Annotated in this window: 16 protein-coding genes and 1 tRNA gene; 2 read left to right on the top strand and 15 right to left on the bottom strand. The window is 67.7% G+C overall.

All coding sequences use genetic code 11. The features are described 5' to 3' along the window. Positions 1-39 precede the first annotated feature (39 nt). A tRNA-Leu gene (locus AC1DHX_RS17300) sits at positions 40-121 on the bottom strand. A 205-nt stretch (positions 122-326) separates the two neighbouring features. On the opposite strand from AC1DHX_RS17300, the gene AC1DHX_RS17295 reads away from it, so the two are divergent. Beyond that, a complete protein-coding gene (locus tag AC1DHX_RS17295) occupies positions 327-932 on the top strand; it encodes an ANTAR domain-containing response regulator (RefSeq protein WP_018772478.1) in 606 nt (201 codons plus the stop codon). Positions 933-1,035: 103 nt separating this feature from the next. Here the strand turns inward: AC1DHX_RS17295 and pyk are convergent, their stop codons facing one another. The 11 genes from pyk to hisI form a co-directional block, all read right to left on the bottom strand. After that, complete coding sequence (gene pyk, locus AC1DHX_RS17290) at positions 1,036-2,538, bottom strand: pyruvate kinase (protein ID WP_476860263.1); 1,503 nt, start codon at positions 2,536-2,538, stop codon at positions 1,036-1,038. A 69-nt stretch (positions 2,539-2,607) separates the two neighbouring features. Then, positions 2,608-4,065 carry a glutamate synthase subunit beta gene (locus AC1DHX_RS17285; protein WP_028277049.1) on the bottom strand — a complete coding sequence of 486 codons (1,458 nt, stop codon included), beginning with the start codon at positions 4,063-4,065 and terminating at the stop codon, positions 2,608-2,610. After that, positions 4,058-8,674: a glutamate synthase large subunit gene (gltB, locus tag AC1DHX_RS17280; RefSeq protein WP_476860262.1), complete on the bottom strand. Its 4,617-nt coding sequence runs from the start codon at positions 8,672-8,674 to the stop codon at positions 4,058-4,060. Before gltB ends, AC1DHX_RS17285 begins: the two co-directional genes overlap by 8 nt. Positions 8,675-8,942: 268 nt before the next feature. Beyond that, on the bottom strand, positions 8,943-10,253 hold the full coding sequence (gene lgt, locus AC1DHX_RS17275) for a prolipoprotein diacylglyceryl transferase (protein WP_476860261.1): 1,311 nt from the start codon (positions 10,251-10,253) through the stop codon (positions 8,943-8,945). 3 nt (positions 10,254-10,256) lie between these two features. Then, positions 10,257-11,078 (bottom strand): tryptophan synthase subunit alpha, encoded by an 822-nt coding sequence (gene trpA / locus AC1DHX_RS17270; RefSeq protein ID WP_476851526.1) that lies wholly within the window; start codon positions 11,076-11,078, stop codon positions 10,257-10,259. Next, entirely contained in the window at positions 11,075-12,439 is a 1,365-nt protein-coding gene (trpB, locus tag AC1DHX_RS17265; protein WP_476857176.1) for a tryptophan synthase subunit beta, read from the bottom strand. The genes trpA and trpB overlap by 4 nt, the downstream gene beginning before the upstream one ends. Before the next feature lie 127 nt (positions 12,440-12,566). After that, complete coding sequence (gene trpC, locus AC1DHX_RS17260) at positions 12,567-13,385, bottom strand: indole-3-glycerol phosphate synthase TrpC (protein WP_476860260.1); 819 nt, start codon at positions 13,383-13,385, stop codon at positions 12,567-12,569. 2 nt (positions 13,386-13,387) lie between these two features. Continuing rightward, on the bottom strand, positions 13,388-13,675 hold the full coding sequence (locus AC1DHX_RS17255) for an HGxxPAAW family protein (protein ID WP_476851523.1): 288 nt from the start codon (positions 13,673-13,675) through the stop codon (positions 13,388-13,390). A gap of 101 nt (positions 13,676-13,776) precedes the next feature. Beyond that, the gene (locus AC1DHX_RS17250) at positions 13,777-14,481 is read right to left on the bottom strand and encodes a Trp biosynthesis-associated membrane protein (protein ID WP_476860259.1); all 705 of its coding nucleotides are present in this window, start codon (positions 14,479-14,481) and stop codon (positions 13,777-13,779) included. Next, entirely contained in the window at positions 14,481-16,058 is a 1,578-nt protein-coding gene (locus AC1DHX_RS17245; RefSeq protein ID WP_476851521.1) for an anthranilate synthase component I, read from the bottom strand. The genes AC1DHX_RS17250 and AC1DHX_RS17245 overlap by 1 nt, the downstream gene beginning before the upstream one ends. A gap of 122 nt (positions 16,059-16,180) precedes the next feature. After that, positions 16,181-16,624, bottom strand: a complete 444-nt coding sequence (gene hisI / locus AC1DHX_RS17240; RefSeq protein ID WP_476860258.1) for a phosphoribosyl-AMP cyclohydrolase — start codon at positions 16,622-16,624, stop codon at positions 16,181-16,183. 177 nt (positions 16,625-16,801) lie between these two features. On the opposite strand from hisI, the gene AC1DHX_RS17235 reads away from it, so the two are divergent. After that, entirely contained in the window at positions 16,802-17,446 is a 645-nt protein-coding gene (locus AC1DHX_RS17235) for a TIGR03085 family metal-binding protein (protein ID WP_476860292.1), read from the top strand. A 122-nt stretch (positions 17,447-17,568) separates the two neighbouring features. On the opposite strand, the gene hisF is transcribed toward AC1DHX_RS17235, so the two are convergent. The 3 genes from hisF to AC1DHX_RS17220 all read right to left on the bottom strand — a co-directional run bounded on the left by hisF (position 17,569) and on the right by AC1DHX_RS17220 (position 19,627). Further along, positions 17,569-18,345 carry an imidazole glycerol phosphate synthase subunit HisF gene (hisF, locus tag AC1DHX_RS17230; protein WP_026536975.1) on the bottom strand — a complete coding sequence of 259 codons (777 nt, stop codon included), beginning with the start codon at positions 18,343-18,345 and terminating at the stop codon, positions 17,569-17,571. A gap of 72 nt (positions 18,346-18,417) precedes the next feature. Continuing rightward, positions 18,418-19,260, bottom strand: coding sequence for an ATP phosphoribosyltransferase (gene hisG / locus AC1DHX_RS17225; RefSeq protein ID WP_028277039.1), 843 nt, complete (start codon positions 19,258-19,260; stop codon positions 18,418-18,420). Between the two features lie 103 nt (positions 19,261-19,363). After that, positions 19,364-19,627 (bottom strand): phosphoribosyl-ATP diphosphatase, encoded by a 264-nt coding sequence (locus AC1DHX_RS17220; protein WP_018772463.1) that lies wholly within the window; start codon positions 19,625-19,627, stop codon positions 19,364-19,366. Positions 19,628-19,714 lie beyond the last annotated feature (87 nt).

Below are 19,714 nucleotides of genomic sequence, written 5' to 3'. Positions count from 1 at the left end.
CATTCAGAGGCTCACAAGCCCCTGAACAGGGAAAACACGTGCCCGAGGTGGGACTCGAACCCACACACCTTTCGATACCGCATTTTGAGTGCGGCGCGTCTGCCAATTCCGCCACTCGGGCGCGGAGTACACCGGTGTAACAATCAGCCTGCCACAGTGCTGTGAGCAACGCGATCGCTTCCAGTGCGCGAAATTACTCTACATGCAGATAGGCTGAATTCCAGAATCGCGCCAGTGACGCCGCATCGAACCAAACCGGTCCAAGTACATTGGCGGACAAAACCTATGATGGTTGAGTTCCCGCCGTACCTTTCCAAGGAGTTCCCGTGTCAGAACAGACGGAGTCAACCCCCACTTCCCAGCCGGCGCGCCGCGTTGTCGTCGCCGAGGATGAGACCCTCATCCGCCTGGACATCATCGAGATCCTGCGGGGCGAAGGCTACGACGTCGTCGGCGAGGCGGACAACGGCGAAAAGGCCGTCCAGCTTGCCGAGGAGCTCAAGCCCGACCTGGTCCTGATGGACGTCAAGATGCCGGTCATGGACGGCATCTCGGCCGCCGAGAAGATCGTCAAGGCCCGGATCGCCCCCGTGGTCCTGCTCACCGCGTTCAGCCAGAAAGAACTCGTGGAGCGCGCCCGCGACGCCGGCGCCATGGCGTACGTGGTCAAGCCGTTCACCCCGGCGGACCTCATCCCGGCCTTGGAGATCGCGCTGTCCCGCCACGAGGAAATCAAGGCCCTCGAGAGCGAGGTCACCGACCTGCAGGAGCAGTTCGCCACCCGCAAGCTCGTGGAGCGCGCCAAGAGCCTCCTGACCACCAAGATGGGCCTGACGGAACCGGAAGCCTTCCGCTGGATCCAGAAGACCTCGATGGACCGCCGCCTCAGCATGCGCGAGGTGGCCGAAACCATCATCAACCAGGTCAACTAGCGGCCGGAAGCCGCGCACGCGAAGCACTAAGCACTAAGCACTAAAAAGGGAGGATCCCCGCCAGCCGGCGGGGATCCTCCCTTTTGCGTTCAAGCTTTCAGAACTAGGCCTGGACCCGGTTCTTCTTCTTCTTTTCCGGCCACGGGCCGAGCTTGTCCTTGGCCACGGCCGCTTCGCCCTGGCCGCCGATGTCAGCGAGGTCGCCCACCTTGTGGACCTTCAGCAGGTTCGTCGAACCGGCCTTTCCGGGAGGCGAACCGGCGGCGATGACCACCAGGTCGCCGTCCTCGACGACGTCGAGTTCCAGCAGGCTGCGGTCAACCTGGGCCGTCATCTCGTCGGTGTGGCCCACCATCGGGACGAGGACCGGCTGGATCCCCCAGGTCAGTGCGAGCTGGTTCCAGACGTGCTCCACCGGAGTGAAGGCGAAGACCGGCTTGATGGGGCGCAGCCGGGAGAGGCGGCGTGCAGAGTCACCGGACTGGGTGAAGGTACAGATGTACTTCGCATCCAGCTGGTCGGCGATCTCGACGGCGGCCCGGGTGATGGCGCCGCCGCGGGTCTTGGGCTTGGTGCCGAGCGGGGGGACGCGCTCCAGGCCGTGCTCCTCGGTGGACTCGATGATCCGGGCCATGACCTTGACGGTCTCGATCGGGTACTTGCCCACGCTGGTCTCGCCGGAGAGCATGACCGCGTCGGCGCCGTCGAGCACCGCGTTGGCGCAGTCGGAGGCCTCGGCGCGGGTCGGGCGCGGGTTGTCGATCATGGACTCGAGGACCTGGGTGGCCACGATGACCGGTTTGGCCCAGCGGCGTGCCAGTTCGATGGCGCGCTTCTGCACGATCGGCACTTCCTCGAGGGGAAGTTCCACGCCGAGGTCGCCACGGGCCACCATGATGGCGTCGAAGGCGTCGATGATCTCGGGGAGCTGCTCCACGGCCTGCGGCTTCTCGATCTTGGCGATCACCGGCACGCGGCGGCCTTCTTCGTCCATGATCTCGTGCACGCGGACGATGTCCGAGGCATCCCGGACGAAGGACAGGGCAACCATGTCCACGCCGCGGCGCATGGCCCAGCGCAGATCGTCCTCGTCCTTTTCGCTCAGCGCGGGAACGTTGACAGCAACGCCGGGCAGGTTGATGCCCTTGTTGTTCGATACCCAGCCGCCAACGATCACCTGGGCGACCACCTTGACGGCGTCGACGTCGATCGCGCGGAGGGCGACCTTGCCGTCGTCGATCAGCAGGGCATCACCGGGGTTGACGTCCTCTGTCAGGCTCTTGAGGGTCGTGGAGCAGATGTCCTTGGTGCCGGGAACGTCCTCGGTGGTGATCGTGAACGTGTCACCGACCTCCAGGAGGTGGGGACCATCGACGAAACGTCCGAGGCGGATCTTCGGGCCTTGCAGGTCGGCCATGATGGCCACGGCCTTGCCGAGCTGTCCCGCAGCCTTGCGGACGTTCTCGTAGGTGTTGTCGTGCACGGAGTAATCGCCGTGGCTCATGTTCATGCGTGCCACGTCAACGCCGGCTTCCAGCACGGCCAGCGTGTTGTCAAAGCTTGCGATTGCCGGTCCGAAAGTGGCCACGATTTTAGCGCGTCTCATATACCTACCCTACTGGTGTGTTGCATGGATTAAGTTGAAGTGCGGATGAATCCCGGAGGTCCTGTGGGACTACAGAACAGCCATCGCACGGTCGGTCGGCGCCACGGGTGCCGGCAGAATGGTGCTGCCCATCAGGAACTTGTCCACCGCGGCCGCGCAGGCGCGCCCTTCGGCGATGGCCCAAACGATGAGCGACTGGCCGCGGCCGGCGTCGCCCGCGACGAAGATGCCTTCAGTGTTGGTCATGTAGTAGCCGTCGCGTGCCACGTTGCCGCGGCCGTCAAAGTCGGCCTGGACCTGGTCGGTGATCCCTGCCGGCTCGGCGCCGGTGAAGCCCAGGGACAGGAAGACGAGGTCCGCCGGAATGATCCGCTCGGTGCCGGCCTTCGGCAGGCGTTTGCCGTCGACGAATTCCGTCTCCGCAACCTTGACGCCCGTGAGTTTGCCGTTTTCCCCGACGAACTCCACGGTGGAGGCGAGGTAGGTGCGTTCGCCGCCTTCCTCGTGCGCGCTGGCGACCTCGAACAAGGTGGGGAACGTCGGCCAGGGCTGGTGGCCGGCCCGCTCGACGGGCGGCTGCTTGCCGATCGCCAGGGTGGTCACGGACGCGGCCTGGTGACGGTGCGCGGTGCCGAGGCAGTCGGCGCCGGTGTCGCCGCCGCCGAGGATGACCACGTGCTTGCCCGCGGCATTGATCTGGTTCTCCACGGTCTCCCCCGCCACCACCCGGTTGGCGGGCACGAGGTAGTCCATGGCGTAGTGGACGCCGTCGAGGTCGCGGCCCGGGATCGGCAGGTCACGTGGGACGGTGGCCCCGGTGGCGATGACGACGGCGTCGTACCGGCGGCGCAGCTGCTCCCACGTCACGTCGGTGCCGACGGCCACCCCGGTGCGGAACCGGGTGCCTTCGGCCTTCATCTGCTCCAGCCGGCGGTCCACCTGCTCTTTTTCCATCTTGAAGTCGGGGATCCCGTAGCGCAGGAGGCCGCCGATCTTGTCGTCGCGCTCGTACACGGCCACAGTGTGGCCCACCCGGGTCAGCTGCTGGGCGACGGCGAGCCCGGCGGGGCCGGAACCGACGACGGCGACCGTCTTGCCGGTCAGGCGCGCCGGCGGCAGCGGATTGACCCAGCCGTTCTCGAAGGCCTGGTCCACGATGGACACCTCGACCTGCTTGATGGTCACGGCGGGCTGGTTGATGCCGAGTACGCAGGACGCCTCGCAGGGGGCCGGGCACAGCCGTCCGGTGAACTCGGGGAAGTTGTTGGTGGCGTGCAGCCGCTCCATCGCTTCCTCGCCCTTGTCCCGCCAGACGAGGTCGTTCCATTCCGGGATGAGGTTGCCCAGCGGGCAGCCCTGGTGGCAGAACGGGACGCCGCAGTCCATGCAGCGGCCGGCCTGGCTCTTCAGGACACCCTTTTCCTGGGCCTCGTAGACCTCTTTCCAGTCCATGATGCGGACCGGGACGGGACGGCGCGGCTGGGTTTCACGCTGACGTACTTTCAGAAATCCGCGTGGATCAGCCACCGGTCACCTCCAGGATTCGAGACCAAACTTCTTCGCCGTCGGGGTCCAGGCCCTCTTCGATGGCGTCAAGACGGGTTTGCAGGACGGCCGCGTAGTCGCGCGGCAGCACCTTGGTTATGCGGGCTGCGGTGTCATCGAAGTTTTCGAGGAGCCGTGCCGCGAGCAGCGACTCGGTTTCCTCGAGGTGCTTGACGAGCAGCCCGTGGACGATGTCGCGGTCCTCGGCGTCGAGCTCGCGCAGCTGCAGCTCGCCTGACTCGAGGGCCTGCTTGTTGACGCGCTCGGTCTGCAGGTCCAGCACGTAGGCCGTGCCCCCGGACATGCCGGCGCCGAAGTTGCGGCCGGTGCGGCCGATGATGAGCGTCTGGCCGCCGGTCATGTACTCGCAGCCGTGGTCCCCGATGCCCTCGACCACCGCGGTGGCGCCGGAGTTGCGGACCAGGAAGCGTTCGCCCACCTGACCGCGCAGGAACATTTCACCGCTTGTGGCGCCGTAGCCGATCACGTTGCCGGCGATCACGTTGCGCTCGGCCGGGAAGACGTTGGTGCGGTCCGGCCGGACGATGATGCGGCCGCCGGAGAGTCCCTTGCCGACGTAGTCGTTGGAGTCGCCGAACATGCGCAGGGTGATGCCGGCCGGCAGGAACGCCCCGAGTGACTGGCCCGCGGTGCCATTGAGCGTGATGTCAATGGTGTCGGTGGCCAGGACGTCGGTGCTGAAGGTCTTCGTCACGACGTGGCCGAGCATGGTGCCGACGGAGCGGTCCGTGTTGATGACGTTCACGGAGATCTTCACCGGCGTGCGGTCGCTCAGCGCTTCGGCCGCCATGGCGATCAGGCGCTGGTCGAAGTGCTTGTCGAGTTCGTGGTTCTGGCCGGTGAGGTTGCGCAGCGGCGCGTCGTTGTCGAACTCGAGCCCGTGCAGGATCGGATCCAGGTCCAGCCCTTCGGCCTTCCAGTGGTTGATCGCGTCGCGGGAGTCGAGCATCTCGGCGTGGCCGATCGCTTCCTCGATGCTGCGGAAACCCAGCTCGGCGAGGATTTCGCGGACTTCCTCGGCAAGGAATTCGAAGAAGTTCACCACGAATTCGGGCTTGCCGTTGAACCGGGAGCGCAGCTCGGGGTTCTGGGTTGCGACGCCCACCGGGCAGGTGTCCAGGTGGCAGACGCGCATCATGATGCAGCCGGAGACCACCAGCGGGGCGGTGGCGAAACCAAACTCCTCGCCGCCGAGCAGCGCGGCGATCACGACGTCGCGGCCGGTCTTGAGCTGGCCGTCGACCTGAACCACCACACGGTCGCGCAGGCCGTTGAGCATAAGCGTCTGCTGCGTCTCGGCGAGGCCGAGTTCCCACGGGACACCGGCGTGCTTGAGCGAGTTCAGCGGCGAGGCGCCGGTACCGCCGTCGTGCCCGGAGACCAGCACGACGTCGGCCTTCGCCTTGGTGACGCCGGCCGCCACGGTGCCGATCCCGACCTCGGAGACGAGTTTGACGTGCACCCGGGCCGAGGGGTTGGCGCGCTTGGCGTCATAGATCAGCTGCGCGAGGTCCTCGATCGAGTAGATGTCGTGGTGCGGGGGCGGCGAAATGAGGCCGACGCCGGGCGTCGAGTGCCGCGTGCGGGCCACCCAGGGGTAGACCTTCTGCGCCATCAGCTGGCCGCCTTCGCCGGGCTTGGCACCCTGGGCCATCTTGATCTGGATGTCGTCCGCGTTGGACAGGTACAGGCTGGTGACGCCGAAGCGGCCGGAGGCGATCTGCTTGACCGCGGAACGGCGGGTGGGATCGAGCAGCCGGTCCACGTCCTCGCCGCCTTCACCGGTGTTGGACTTGCCGCCCAACCGGTTCATGGCGATCGCGAGGGTCTCGTGGGCTTCCTTGGAGATGGAGCCGTAGCTCATGGCGCCGGTGGAGAACCGCTTGACGATGCTGGAAACCGGTTCGACTTCCTCGAGCGGCACCGCGGGACGGGAACCGGCCTTGAACTTCAGCAGACCGCGCAGGGTCATGAGGTTCTCGGACTGGTCGTCAACGCCGCGGGTGTAGGCCTTGAAGATGTCGTAGCGACGTTCACGCGTGGCGTGCTGGAGCCGGAAGACGGTCTCGGGGTTGAACAGGTGGGGTTCGCCGTCGCGGCGCCACTGGTATTCGCCGCCGCCGAGCAGGGGCTGGTGCGGCAGTTCGATGCCGTTCTCGGGGTAGGCCATGCGGTGCCGGGCCAGGACTTCGGCGGCAATGACGTCGAGGCCGACGCCGCCGAGCTGGGAGTGCGTGCCGGAGAAGTACTCGTCCACGAGGTCCTGGCCGAGGCCGAGCGCTTCGAAGGTCTGGGCACCGGTGTAGGAGGCCACGGTGGAGATGCCCATCTTGGACATGATCTTCAGGACGCCCTTGCCCAGGCCCTTGATCAGGTTGTAGACGCCGTCCGGCGGGGTGACCCCCACGACGTCGCCGGAGGCGATGAGCTGCTCCACGGATTCCATGGCCAGGTACGGGTTCACGGCGGAGGCGCCGTAGCCGATGAGCACGGCGACGTGGTGGGTCTCGCGGACGTCGCCGGCCTCCACCACGAGCGCGGTCTTGGTGCGGTTGGCGCTGCGCAGCAGGTGGTGGTGCACGGCGCTGACCAGCAGCAGGGACGGGATCGGGGCCCACTGGGCGTTCGAGTCGCGGTCTGAAAGCACCACGTACTGGACGCCGCGGTTTATGGCGCCGGAGACCTGCTCGCAGATTTCGGTGAGCCGGGCCCGGAGGGAGTTCTCGCCGCCTTCGGGGCGGTAGAGTCCGCGGACCTTCATGGCGACCTTGCCGCCGTCGGCGCTCTCGATGTTCGCGATCTTGGCGAGCTGGTCGTTGTTGATCACGGGGAACGGCAGCGAGACCTGCGGCTGCCGGACCTGCTTGGTGTCCAGCAGATTGCCGTTCGGGCCGATTGCGCACGTCAGGGACGTGACAAGCTCTTCACGGATGGCGTCCAGCGGCGGGTTGGTGACCTGCGCGAAGGACTGCACAAAGTAATCGAAGAGCAGCCGCGGACGCTTGGACAGCACGGCCACCGGGGTGTCCGAGCCCATGGCACCGAGCGGTTCGGCGCCGGTGCGGGCCATCGGGCCCAGCAGGATTTTCAGTTCCTCGGTGGTGTAGCCGAAGGTGCGCTGGCGGATGTTGACCGAGGCGGCGGTGTGCACGACGTGCTCGCGTTCGGGCAGGTTCTTGAGGTCGATCAGGTTGTCCTTGACCCATTCGGCCCAGGGGTTCGCTGCGGCAACCTCGGCCTTGACCTCGGCGTCGTCGATGATCCGGCCGGCCCCGGTGTCCACCAGGAACATCTTGCCCGGCGAGACGCGGCCCTTCTTGACCACCTTGGAGGGTTCGACGTCGATCACGCCGACTTCGGAGGCGAAGACGATCAGGCCGTCCTCGGTGATCCAGTACCGGCCCGGGCGCAGGCCGTTGCGGTCCAGCGTGGCGCCGACCAGGTTGCCGTCCGTGAAGGAGACGGCCGCCGGGCCATCCCACGGCTCCATGAGCATCGAGTGGTATTCGTAGAAGGCGCGGCGGGCCGGATCCATGGTGGCGTGGTTTTCCCACGCCTCCGGGATCATCATCATGATCGAGTGCGTGATGGGCCGGCCGGAGAGCCAGAGCAGTTCGGCGACCTCGTCGAAGGAGGCCGAGTCCGAGGCGCCCGGGGTGCAGATCGGGAACAGCTCTTCGGGTGAGTCCCCCAGCAGCGGGCTGGCGAGCTGGGACTGCCGGGCCCGCATCCAGTTGCGGTTGCCCTTGACGGTGTTGATTTCGCCGTTGTGCGCGATGGTGCGGAACGGCTGGGCCAGCGGCCAGGACGGGAACGTGTTGGTGGAGAAGCGCGAGTGAACGATCGCGAGCTTGGTCTTGAAGCGCTTGTCCGACAGGTCCGGGTAGAACGGCTCGAGCTGCGCGGTGGTGAGCATGCCCTTGTAGACGATGGTCCGGGAGGAGAGCGACGGGAAATACACGCCAAACTTGTTCTGGGCGCGCTTGCGGATCCGCCAGGCGCGGGAATCGAGCTCGTTGCGCTCGAGGGTTTCCCCGGTGCTGGAGGCGAAGAACGGCTGCGAGAAGTACGGCATGCAGGCCCGGGCCATGGCCCCGACCAGGTCGGCCACGATCGGGACTTCACGCCAGCCCAGGACGGTCAGGCCCTCGTCCGCGGCGAGGCCTTCGATGCCGGCGCGGGCGGCGTCGGATTCGCGCTGCTCGGCGGGCAGGAACGCGGTTCCCACGATGTACTGGCCGGGGGCCGGAAGTTCGAAGTCCGTGACTGCGCGGAAGAATTCGTCCGGCACCTGCATCAGGAGGCCGGCGCCGTCGCCGGTACCTTCATCGGCGCCCACGGCACCGCGGTGCTCGAGGTTGCGCAGGGCGGTCAGGGCGGCGTCGACGATGTCGTAGCCAGGCTCACCGCGGAGCGTGGCGATGATGGCCAGGCCGCAGGCGTCCTTCTCGTTTTCCGGGTTGTAGAGTCCGGCAGCGGCCGGAATCGCCGCGAAGCGGCTGAAGGGTGACGCGGCAGCCGAGGGCTGGTCCGGATCGGACCAGCTGGGGCTGTGAAGAGTTTGGGTCATTGGAGACGTCCTTCCTCCTGATCGTGCGTATGGGAGGGACAACATTGGCCCCACTCGGCACGCCGGTGTGTGACGGGCGCAACAGAGTGTTTTTCTAACTGGAATTGTAGGCCAGCCCGGCCTCCTGTACTAACAGTTACGCAGGTGCTGGCCCGGGCTTGCATGGACAGCTTCGATCTGCTGTCCACGGCAAGCCCTCTTGCCACGACGCTGTGGAGTCGGGTCCGGTGAGCGGTGGCTCCGGTCAACCCGAAGTGCCGGCGCTGAGCTACTTGGTGCCCTCAGCCTCCGGCGCGGTTCCAGTTCCCTGGCGGCCGGAAACTCCGGCTGCCGGAGCTCCATTGGCGGGCGCGGTGCCGCCCGTGGAGTCCCTGCCCGCATCCTCGGATGCGCGAACTGGTCCGCTTTGGTTATTCCGGAGATTAGCACGGGATTCACTATCTGAGACAGCGGCGTCCGAATGGCGGATGGTTGCCGCGTCTGCGGGGACGGTGGCGCGGTCAGCGTGGGCGGCACTGTCGGCGCCGGTGGTGCGGTCAGCGCTGGTGGCGCGGTCAGCGCTGTCGGCCTCGGTCGCGTCAGCGTCCGCCTTTGACTCTGCCGACTCTTCCTCCGCCGACTTTTCCTCAGCCGGCGAAGTCTCCACCGGCTGGGTCCCTGCCGGCTGTGTCTCTGCCGGCGCGCGGCCGGGGAGGAACGGGGTGTCCGGCTCGGAGCGCTTGCGCAGGCCGAGGAGGATGAAGGCGAGCAGGGCTCCGGCGAAGACGATGATGCTGGTCCAGACATTGAGCCTGCTGGTGAGCCCGAAGAGGGTGATCTGTTCGGCGTCGTCGATCCGCATGGCCTCGATCCAGACGCGGCCCAGGGTGTAGTACATGGCGTAGACGCAGAAGAGGCGGCCGCGGCGGAAGCTGAATTTGCGGTCGAGTGCCAGCAGGATCAGCACGCCGGCCAGGTTCCACAGCGACTCGTAGAGGAACGTCGGGTGGAAGAGCGTGTCCGTCGGCATGCCGGCGGGGAAGTTCGGGTTGTTGGGATCGATCTGCAGCCCCCACGGAAGCGTGGTGGGGCCGCCGAAGAGTTCCTGGTTGAAGTAGTTGCCCCACCGGCCAATGGCCTGGGCCAGCAGCAGTCCGGGGGCCGCGGCGTCCATGAAGGCGCTCAGCTTCACCCCGGCACGCCGGCACCCGATCCAGGCGCCCACGGCGCCGAGCACGACGGCGCCCCAGATGCCCAGGCCGCCGCGCTGGATCTGCGGAATCAGGGACAGGTCCCCTGTGCCGTCGAATCCCGGGCCGAAGTAGGCGTCCGGAGAGGAGAACACGTGGTACAGCCGTCCGCCGATAATGCCGAACGGGATGGCCCAGATGGCGATATCCCAGACGCTGCCCTCGGGGGCGCCGCGGCGTGCCCAGCGGACGGAGGTCAGCCACAGGCCGGCAATAATGCCGGCGAGGATGCACAGGGCGTAGGCGTGGATGCGCAGGGACCCCCACGGCAGCGGGATGTCGAATCCGGACCAGGTGGGGCTCGGAATGCTCGCGGGAATCATCGCCGCCGCGTGGAGGACTGACTGCATTGCTTAGGCTTCTTCCTTGGTAAGGCCGGTGCTGAGGTCTTTCGTCAAGGAGGCTACCGCATCCACGCCGCCGTCCCGGATTGCCGCGACGAGGGCGGTGCCGACAATCACGCCGTCGGCGTACTCGGCGATCTCGCGGACATGGCTGGCGGTGGAGACGCCGAGGCCCACGCAGACGCGCTCGGCGCCCGCGGCGTGCGCTGCGGCGACGACGTCCCTGGCCGCGGAGCTGACCGAGGTCCGGGCGCCGGTGACGCCCATGATGGAGACGGCGTAGACGAAGCCGCGGCTCGCGTCGACCGTGCGTTTCATGCGTTCGGGCGAGGACGAGGGAGCCACGAGGAACACCCGGTCCAGGCCGTACTTGTCCGAGGCCGCCATCCATTCGGCGGCCTCGTCCGGAATGAGGTCGGGCGTGATGAGCCCGGCTCCCCCGGCCTCGGCCAGGCGGCGGGAGAACTCGTCCACGCCCATCCGGACCACGGGGTTCCAGTACGTCATGACCAGCACGGCGGCGTCGGTCTTGCTCGTAATGCCGCGGACGACGTCGAAGACCTCCCGGACGTGGAAGCCCTTCGCGAGGGCCTCCGTCGTGGCGGCCTGGATGACCTGGCCGTCCATGACCGGGTCCGAGTACGGGATGCCGATCTCGATGAGGTCGGCGCCGTTCTCGGCCAGGGCGATGCCGGCGGCAATGGTGTCTTTAACGCTCGGGTAGCCGGCGGGCAGGTAGCCGATCAGGGCCGCCCGGCCCTGGGCGCGGGCGCGGTCAATGGCCGCGGCCGACTTGCTGGCGTGCTGGGTGCCGTCCTGGCTGGTGCTCACAGCTGTTCCCCCTCTTTGGCGATTTCGGCTTCAGGTGAATCCTTGTCCAGCAGGTCGAACCATTCCGCGGCCGTGGCCACGTCCTTGTCGCCGCGGCCGGAGAGGTTCACGATCACGATTTTCTCTGAGGCGTCTGTTGCCTTGCCTGCGGCCGCGTCAGCGGCGAGCCGCTGGCCCACCTTGATGGCGCCGGCGAGGGCGTGGGCGGACTCGATGGCGGGGATGATGCCCTCGGTGCGGCACAGGAGGCGGAAGGCCTCCATGGCCTCGCTGTCCGTGATGGGCTCGTAGCTGACCCGGCCAATGTCGGCCAGGTAGGAGTGCTCGGGGCCGACTCCGGGGTAGTCCAGGCCCGCGGAGATCGAGTGCGACTCGATGGTCTGGCCGTCGTCGTCCTGCATGAGGTAGGAGCGGGCGCCGTGCAGCACGCCGGGCTTGCCGAGGGTGATGGTGGCTGCGTGGCGTCCGGTTTCGACGCCCTCGCCGCCGGCCTCGAACCCGTAGATCTTGACCGAAGGGTCATCGAGGAAGCCGTGGAAAATGCCGATTGCGTTGGAGCCGCCGCCGATGCAGGCACAGACGGCATCCGGCAGCCGGCCCGTCTGGTCCAGGATCTGGGCGCGGGCTTCCTCGCCGATGACCTCGTGGAAGTAGCGGACCATCGCCGGGAAGGGGTGTGCTCCGGCGGCGGTGCCCAGCAGGTAGTGCGTATTGCCCACGTTGGCCACCCAGTCGCGCAGGGCCTCGTTGATGGCGTCCTTGAGAGTCTGGGATCCGTTGGTGACCGGGATGACCGTGGCCCCAAGGAGCTCCATGCGGGCCACGTTGAGGGATTGCCTGCGGCAGTCCTCGGCGCCCATGTAGACCACGCATTCCAGGCCCAGCAGGGCTGCGGCCGTGGCGCTGGCGACGCCGTGCTGGCCGGCGCCGGTTTCGGCGATGACGCGGGTTTTGCCCATCCGCTTGGCGAGCAGCGCCTGGCCCAGGACGTTGTTGATCTTGTGCGAGCCGGTGTGGTTGAGGTCTTCGCGCTTGAGGAAGATCCGCACCCCGCCGGCGTGCTCGGCGAAGCGCTTGGCCTCGGTCAGCAGCGACGGCCGGCCTGAGTAGTTCTTGTTCAGTTCGGCGATCTGGGCTGTGAACTCCGGATCGGCCTTGGCCTTCTCGAAGGTGTCTTCGAGCTCGTCCAGGGCCGCGATGAGCGACTCTGGCATCCACCGGCCGCCGTAGTTCCCGAAGTAGGGCCCCGGGGCGTGGCGCAGGGACGGTTCGCCCTGCGCGGGATGCTCCGCGGGGCGGCCGCCCTGCAGGAACGCGTCCACGGCACTTTCGTCAGAGCCGGCTGCTGGTGCATCGACCATCAGTCTCACCATCCTGTTCCACTGCTAGCTTTGGGGATCTGCTGATGAGATCCGCTCATTGGTCCGGGCAAAATCGCGGGCCCGGCACCGCTCACGGTCCGGACGGAGGCGCCAGGACCGGCCGGCCTCAGGCGCGCGCGGCGATTGCCGTCGCGCCGGCAGCCATGAATTCGGCGATCCGCTCGCGGGGCGTCGCGTCACTGACCAGCGCCTCGCCGACCAGGACCGCGTTGGCTCCGCGGGCCGCGTAGTGCTTGACATCCTCGACGTCGCGCACACCGGACTCGGCGACCACGAGCGCACCGGCGGGAATGCCGCCGGTCAGCGCCGCGAAGACGGAACGGTCGACGTCGAGCGTCTTGAGGTTGCGTACGTTGACGCCGATGATCCGGGCCTCCGCGGCGACTGCGCGCTCGATTTCCTCCGCCGTATGGGTCTCGACCAGCACGTTCATGCCGAGCTCGCGGCTGAGGGCCGTGAACTCACGCAGCTGGGCGTCCGAGAGCGAGGCCACGATCAGCAGGATCAGGTCGGCACCGTGCGCCCGGGCCTCCCAGATCTGGTACTCGTCAACCATGAAGTCCTTGCGCAGCAGCGGAATATCCACGGCTGCCCGGACGGCGTCGAGATCGGCCAGGGAGCCGCCGAAGCGGCGCTCCTCGGTCAGGACGCTGATCACGGCGGCCCCGCCGTCGGCGTACTGCGCGGCGAGGGACGCGGGATCGGCAATGTCCGCGAGCTGGCCCTTGGACGGGCTGCGGCGCTTGACCTCGGCAATTACCTTGAGCTGGTCCCGGCTGCTTGAGGTCCCGCCCAGGGCGGCCCAGGCGTCACGGGCGGGCGCCGCCGCGGCGGCACGCTCTTTCAGCTCCGCGAGCGTAACCAGACGCTGGCGCGCCTGCATATCCTCCCTGACACCGGCATTGATGTCGTCGAGAACGCTCACGCTCAGTGGCCGGAGTTCTTCAGCTTGCTGCCGCCGACGCCGTAGCCGGCCTTACGCATGGCCCAGCCGGCGAGCAGGCCGACCACCATGACCGCCGCACCCGCGACAAAGATCGGGGTGTTGGCGATGACGAAGGCGATGGACGCAATGAGGGCGCCGATCAGCATCACGATCACGCAGGTCCACGCGGCCGGGCTGTTGCCGTGACCCTGGGGTTCGCTGTGGTCGACGTCGTCGTAGACGCCCTTCGGCGCAGCGGACGTGGATGCGGAAACAGTGGCTTTGCTCATTGAAATCTCCTCAGGATGAATACTGCTTACATTCTGCCATTTTTTGCTGTGTTATTTGGCCGCGTTGCTGTCGCGTTACCGGTCGCGCCCGCGGCATCGGCTCAGGTGGGGTCGTCACCGCGGGACAGCCGGTCCCAGCTGTCAATCTCGTCCGCGGGGGCGGCCGGCGCATTACCGCCAGCTGCAGTGCCGCCGGCGGCGGGCCCGGCGGCGGCCGCGTCATATTTGGTGCGGGTCTTCCAGTAGCGGCCGGCCGGCACGATCGCCAGGGCGCTGAGTCCCAGCAGGGCTCCGGCGACGACGGCGAGGACGGGGAACACTGTTACGTCCACCTGTACGCTGCTGCCGCTGATTCCGGTGGCGGCCGCGATCGATCCCTGCGCCGCGGCCAGCGGGTCCGCCAGCACGACGGCTGCCGCGGCGACGATGCCCGCGGCCGCGAGGAGGATGATCGCCGTGATCACCCAGCGGGCCACGCGGCCGGCGATGGAGGCCGCGAGGCCGCCGGCGAGGGCCACAAGCGCCAGGGCTGTCACGGTGGTGGCAGCCTTGCTGCCCTGGACCTGCAGGCCGTCCTGGCTGGCCACGGCCGCGCCGAGCTGCGTGGGATCGAGGTGCACGGTGAGCCAGGTCTGGGTGGTGGTCCCGAACACGGCAAGGGCCAGGGCAGCGATCACCAGGACCAGGGTGGACTTGCGGGCCCATCCCGGGACGGCGGCCCCCCCGGGGCTCTTCACAGTGCTCTTCACAGCGCCCTTCACGGTGTTCTTGGCGGTGTTCTTGGCGGTGGCTTCCGGCTCCCCCATCAGGACTCGGCTCCTGCGTCGGGCGCTGCGTCAGTGACTGCGTCAACGGTGATGTTGTGCAGCGACCTGGCGGTGTGCACGGCGCGCAGCGGGGCGGCGGCCTTGTTCACGGTTTCCTGGGCCTCGGTCGGGTTCACCGAATCTGCGACGATCCCGCCGCCGGCCTGGACGTACGCGCGTCCCTCACGGAGCAGGGCCGACCGGATGGCGATCGCCATGTCCATGTCCCCGGCGAAGTCCAGGTACCCCACCACGCCGCCATAGATGCCGCGTCGGTGCGGTTCAAGTTCGTCCAGCAGGCGCAGGGCCCGCGGCTTCGGGGCGCCGGAGAGGGTGCCGGCCGGGAACGTGGCCTTGAGCACGTCGTAGGCCTTGGCTGCCGGGGCGAGCTCTCCGACCACGGTGGAGACCAGGTGCATGATGTGGCTGAAGCGCTCCACTTCCATGAATTGCGTGACGTCGACGGATCCTGCCACGCAGACCTTCGAGAGGTCGTTGCGGGACAGGTCGACCAGCATCAGGTGCTCGGCGCGTTCTTTCTCGTCCGCCAGCAGTTCCTCGGCCAGGGCCTTGTCCGCCTCGACCGTCTTGCCGCGCGGGCGTGAGCCGGCGATGGGGTGGGTGATGACTTCGTCCCCGGTCACGGTGACGAGGGCCTCCGGCGAGGAGCCGACGATCGTGTATTCGCGGCCGGCGGCGTCCTCGAAGCTGAAGAGGTACATGTAGGGGCTGGGGTTGGTGTTCCGAAGGACCCGGTAGACGTCGAGGGGGTCGGCGCCGCACTCCATTTCGAAGCGGCGGGAGATCACCACCTGGAAGACCTCACCGTCCACGATCGCCTCCTTGCCGCGGTCCAGGGCGGCCAGGTACTCGGTTTCGTCCCAGCGCTCCTGCACACTGGACGCGAAATCCAGGGCGGCCGTCTCCAGCACGGAGACCGGCTGCTCCACGGGGCGGCTGATCTTTTCGAGCAGGGCTTTGACGCGGGCGACGGCGTCATGCCAGGCGTCGTCGACCCGTTCGGTGCTGTTGTCGAAGTTGATGGCGTTGGCGATCAGCAGGACGGTGCCGTCCATGTTGTCGTGGACCGCCATGTCGGTGACCAGGTTGAGGGCCATTTCCGGCAGTTGGAGGTCGTCCTCCGGCGGGCTGGTCAGTTTCTCCCAGTGCCGGACGGTTTCCCAGCCCAGGAACCCGACCAGGCCCGAGGTGAACGGCGGGAGACCGTCGAAGCGCTCGGTGCGCAGCGCCGCGACGGTGTCGCGGATGGCGTCCACGGGGTTGCCGTCCAGGGGCACACCGACCGGGGGCTCGCCCAGCCAGTGCGCGCTGCCGTCCTTGGTGGTCAGGGTGGCCCGGGAGCGGGAGCCGATGAAGGAATAGCGCGACCAGGCGCCGCCGACCGCCGCCGATTCCATCAGGAACGTTCCGGGCTGGCCATGGGCGAGCTTGCGGTAGAGCCCGATCGGGGTTTCGGCGTCAGCCAGCACCTTGAGCCGGACGGGGATGACACGGCTGTGGCCTGCGAGTTCGCGGAACTCTTCGAGGCCGGGGCTGATGATTCCAAGGTCCTGCATGGCTGTGCTTTCCGCCTGTTCTTTAGGTGGACCTGCGACCGGATCCGGTCATGGGATCCTGCCTGGGGTCCGGTTCGTGAAGCTGTGGAAGCGCCGGGGCGCTCTGCCGGTGTGCCGGGCGCCTAGCCTCCGTGGCCGACGACGGCGTCGAGCTCGCGGCCGTCGAAGCACGTCCGGGTTCCGGTGTGGCAGGCCGCGCCGACCTGGTCGACCCGCACCAGCAGCGCATCGCCGTCGCAGTCCATGGCCAGCGACTTGACCCATTGCACGTGCCCGGAGGTGTCTCCCTTGCGCCAGTACTCCTGGCGGGAGCGCGAAAAGAACGTCACGCGCCCGCTGGTCAGGGTGCGGTGCAGCGCTTCGTCGTCCATCCAGCCCAGCATCAGCACCTCGTGGGTGTCGAATTGCTGGATGATGGCGGCCACCAGGCCGGCGCTGTCGCGCTTGAGCGCGTCCGCCAGTCCGGCCGGGAGGGGGCTGCCGCTGACGGGACTGCGATCGACGACGCTGCCGTTAATGGCGCTGCCGTTGGTGGGGCTGGGGGCGGAGGCGGGCTGCTCAGACATCAGATCAAGTCTAGTGCCTCCGGGCCGGTCGCCGGCCTGCGGACAGGTCCCGCCGCTTAATACTGGCGCGCCAATCGGCCCGGCGCCGCGGTCCGGCCCTGCATCATGCGGCCGGGCGCGGTCGCGGCGGCGATTCCTGTGCCCACGCACGGCCGTCTCGTGCTAGTTTCACAAGTGATGCATTTCGTCGAACCGTCCCGAGAAGTCCTGGCCGAAACCCTGCTGGCGGCCGGCCCTGATGCCGCCACGCTCTGCACAGGTTGGCTCACCCGCGATCTTGCCGCGCACCTGTACCTGCGCGAGCGGAAGATCGCCGTCGGACTGGGCCTGCTGATCAAGCGCCTGTCCAAGGCCTCGGACCAGGCGACGGCCGAACTGGCGGGCACCCTGAAGACCACCGAGGACTACGCCAGGCTGGTCAACGACTTCCGGGCCGGTCCCCCGGCGCTGTCCCCGCTGCGGATCAAGGCGCTGGACGAAAGCTCCAACCTGATCGAGTACTTTGTGCACACCGAGGACGTCCGCCGCGCCGTGGACCGCTGGGCCCCGCGCGCCCTGGACCAGGCCTACTCGGACGCGCTGTGGGATGAGCTCGTCAAGCGGGCAGCGATCCTGTACCGCGGCGTGGATCTGGGCATCGTGCTGGTGAGCCCCTCGGGTCCGCGGCATGTCGCCAAACGCGCCCCCGTGTCCGTGGCCATCGTCGGCGAACCGGGCGAGCTGCTCATGCACGCCCACGGCCGGACCCGCCACGCCCTCGTGACCTTCGAAGGCCAGCCGGACGCCGTCGCGCTCCTGCAGTCCGCCGAAGTCGGCCTCTAATCCCCACCCGCTTAATCCCCACCCGCTCCCTAAAAAAATAAAGCAACGCGGGGTCACTTACGGCCCATAATCCCGTCCGGGATGGGCGGAAAGTGACCCCGCGTTGCTTTAAGCGGTGGGGACTAGCGGACTTCGAAGCCTGCGTCGCGGATCGCGGCCTTGACCTGCGCGATCATGTCCAGCGGGCCGAAGTGGAAGACCGAGGCCGCCAGGACGGCGTCGGCGCCCGCTGCCACGGCCGGCGGGAAGTGCTCCGGCTTGCCGGCGCCGCCGGAGGCGATGAGCGGGACCTTGACCCCCGCCCGCGCCAGGCGGATGAGTTCCAGATCGAAGCCGTCCTTGGTGCCGTCGGCGTCGATCGAGTTGAGCAGGATTTCACCCACTCCGCGGTCGGCCGCTTCGCGCGCCCAGGCGATCGCGTCGATTCCGGTCCCCTGCCGTCCGCCGTGCGTAGTGACCTCGAAGCCGGACGGGGTGGGCTGCGAGCCCGGACGGGTCCGGCGCGCATCGAGGGAGAGCACCAGGACCTGGGAGCCGAAGTGCCGGGTGATCTCGTCGATCACGTCCGGCCGGGCCACGGCTGCGGTGTTGATGGCGGCCTTGTCCGCGCCGCAGCGCAGGAGTTTGTCCACCTCGGCCACGCCACGGACGCCGCCGCCGACCGTCAGCGGGATGAAGACTTCCTCGGCGGTGCGGCGGACGACGTCGAACGTGGTCTCCCGGTTGCCGGAGGACGCCGTGACGTCAAGGAAGGTCAGCTCGTCGGCGCCGCTGTTGTCGTAGCGGTGCGCCAGTTCCACCGGGTCCCCGGCGTCGCGGAGGCCCTCAAAGTTGATGCCCTTGACCACGCGGCCGGCATCGACGTCGAGGCACGGGATGACGCGCACGGCAACAGTCATGACTTCTCCTAGGTATTGACGGAGGTTTATTGACGGAGGGGAATTGCTGGTGGAACTCGGCGGGTGTGGCGCCTAGATGCGGCAGGCGTGGATGCTGCTGACCAGGATGGCGCGGGCGCCGAGGTCGTAGAGCTCGTCCATGATCCGGTTGGTTTCCCGCTTGGGCACCATCGAGCGGACGGCCACCCAGTCCGAATCGCGCAGCGGCGACACGGTGGGCGACTCCAGGCCGGGGGTGAGCCCGGCGGCCTGCTCGACGAGTTCCTTGCGGATGTCGTAGTCCATCAGCACGTACTGCCGGGCCACGAGGACGCCCTGGAGCCGGCGGATCAGGACCTCCGTGGCAGGATTCTGCTCGCCCTTGCGGCCAATCAGCACGGACTCCGAATTCAGGATCGGCTCGCCGAAAATCTCCATGCCGGCGGCCTTGAGCGTGGTGCCGGTCTCGACGACGTCGGCAATCGCGTCGGCGACGCCGAGGCGGACGGAGGATTCCACGGCGCCGTCAAGGCGGACCACTTTGGCGTTGATGCCGCGTGCGGCCAGGTAGCCGCGCAGCAGTCCGTCGTAGCTCGTGGCCAGGCGCTTGCCCTCGAGCTCGGCGACCGTGGTGAAGTCGCCGACCGGGCCGGCGAAGCGGAAGGTGGAAGCGGCGAAGCCCAACGGCAGCAGCTCCTCGGCCTCGACCTCCGCGTCGAGCAGCAGGTCGCGGCCTGTGATGCCGACGTCGAGCGTTCCCTGGCCCACGTACACAGCAATGTCGCGCGGGCGGAGGAAGAAGAACTCAATGTCGTTGTCCGGGTCCACCATGACAAGCTCGCGCGTGTCGCGGCGCTGGCGGTAGCCTGCCTCGGCCAGCATGGCCGCGGCGGCTTCGGACAGGGATCCCTTGTTCGGGACGGCAACTCTAAGCATGGGAAAAATCTCTCTTGGGTTGGAAGTCTCTGTTGGGGCACATCGGCCACGCGGTGCACGGGATCCGCCAGCTAGGTCATGGCGGTGTCCGGTGCGGGCGCGGCTACAGATGCTTGTAGACGTCTTCCAGGGTGAGTCCTTTGGCGAGCATCAGAACCTGCAGGTGGTAGAGCAGCTGGGAAATTTCCTCGGCGGCGGCCTCATCGGATTCATACTCCGCAGCCATCCAAACCTCGGCTGCTTCCTCCACGACCTTCTTGCCGATGCCGTGGACTCCGGAATCCAGTTCGGCGACGGTGCGGGAGCCCTCCGGGCGGACGGCTGCCTTTTCACTCAGTTCTGCGAACAGCGACTCGAAATTCTTCACGCCCCCAAGCCTACTTGCTCCCGGCGCGGGAACGCCCGCCGGGGCGTTGCATGACGGCGGAGATGTGAGGCACTGCATATCCAGCAC

Source organism: Arthrobacter sp. 05N33_2 (assembly GCF_056397425.1).
The sequence above is the reverse complement of the archived record's forward strand: the minus strand, read 5'-3'. Positions and strand labels throughout refer to the sequence as shown.

Excerpts from the sequence above, each read along its gene's own strand:
- pyk (WP_476860263.1), bottom strand. The coding sequence starts at position 2,538 with ATGAGACGCGCTAAAATCGTGGCCACTTTCGGACCGGCAATCGCAAGC.
- gltB (WP_476860262.1), bottom strand. The coding sequence starts at position 8,674 with ATGACCCAAACTCTTCACAGCCCCAGCTGGTCCGATCCGGACCAGCCC.
- lgt (WP_476860261.1), bottom strand. The coding sequence starts at position 10,253 with ATGCAGTCAGTCCTCCACGCGGCGGCGATGATTCCCGCGAGCATTCCG.
- trpB (WP_476857176.1), bottom strand. The coding sequence starts at position 12,439 with ATGGTCGATGCACCAGCAGCCGGCTCTGACGAAAGTGCCGTGGACGCG.
- AC1DHX_RS17255 (WP_476851523.1), bottom strand. The coding sequence starts at position 13,675 with ATGAGCAAAGCCACTGTTTCCGCATCCACGTCCGCTGCGCCGAAGGGC.
- AC1DHX_RS17250 (WP_476860259.1), bottom strand. The coding sequence starts at position 14,481 with ATGGGGGAGCCGGAAGCCACCGCCAAGAACACCGCCAAGAACACCGTG.
- AC1DHX_RS17245 (WP_476851521.1), bottom strand. The coding sequence starts at position 16,058 with ATGCAGGACCTTGGAATCATCAGCCCCGGCCTCGAAGAGTTCCGCGAA.
- hisI (WP_476860258.1), bottom strand. The coding sequence starts at position 16,624 with ATGTCTGAGCAGCCCGCCTCCGCCCCCAGCCCCACCAACGGCAGCGCC.
- AC1DHX_RS17235 (WP_476860292.1), top strand. The coding sequence starts at position 16,802 with ATGCATTTCGTCGAACCGTCCCGAGAAGTCCTGGCCGAAACCCTGCTG.
- hisF (WP_026536975.1), bottom strand. The coding sequence starts at position 18,345 with ATGACTGTTGCCGTGCGCGTCATCCCGTGCCTCGACGTCGATGCCGGC.
- hisG (WP_028277039.1), bottom strand. The coding sequence starts at position 19,260 with ATGCTTAGAGTTGCCGTCCCGAACAAGGGATCCCTGTCCGAAGCCGCC.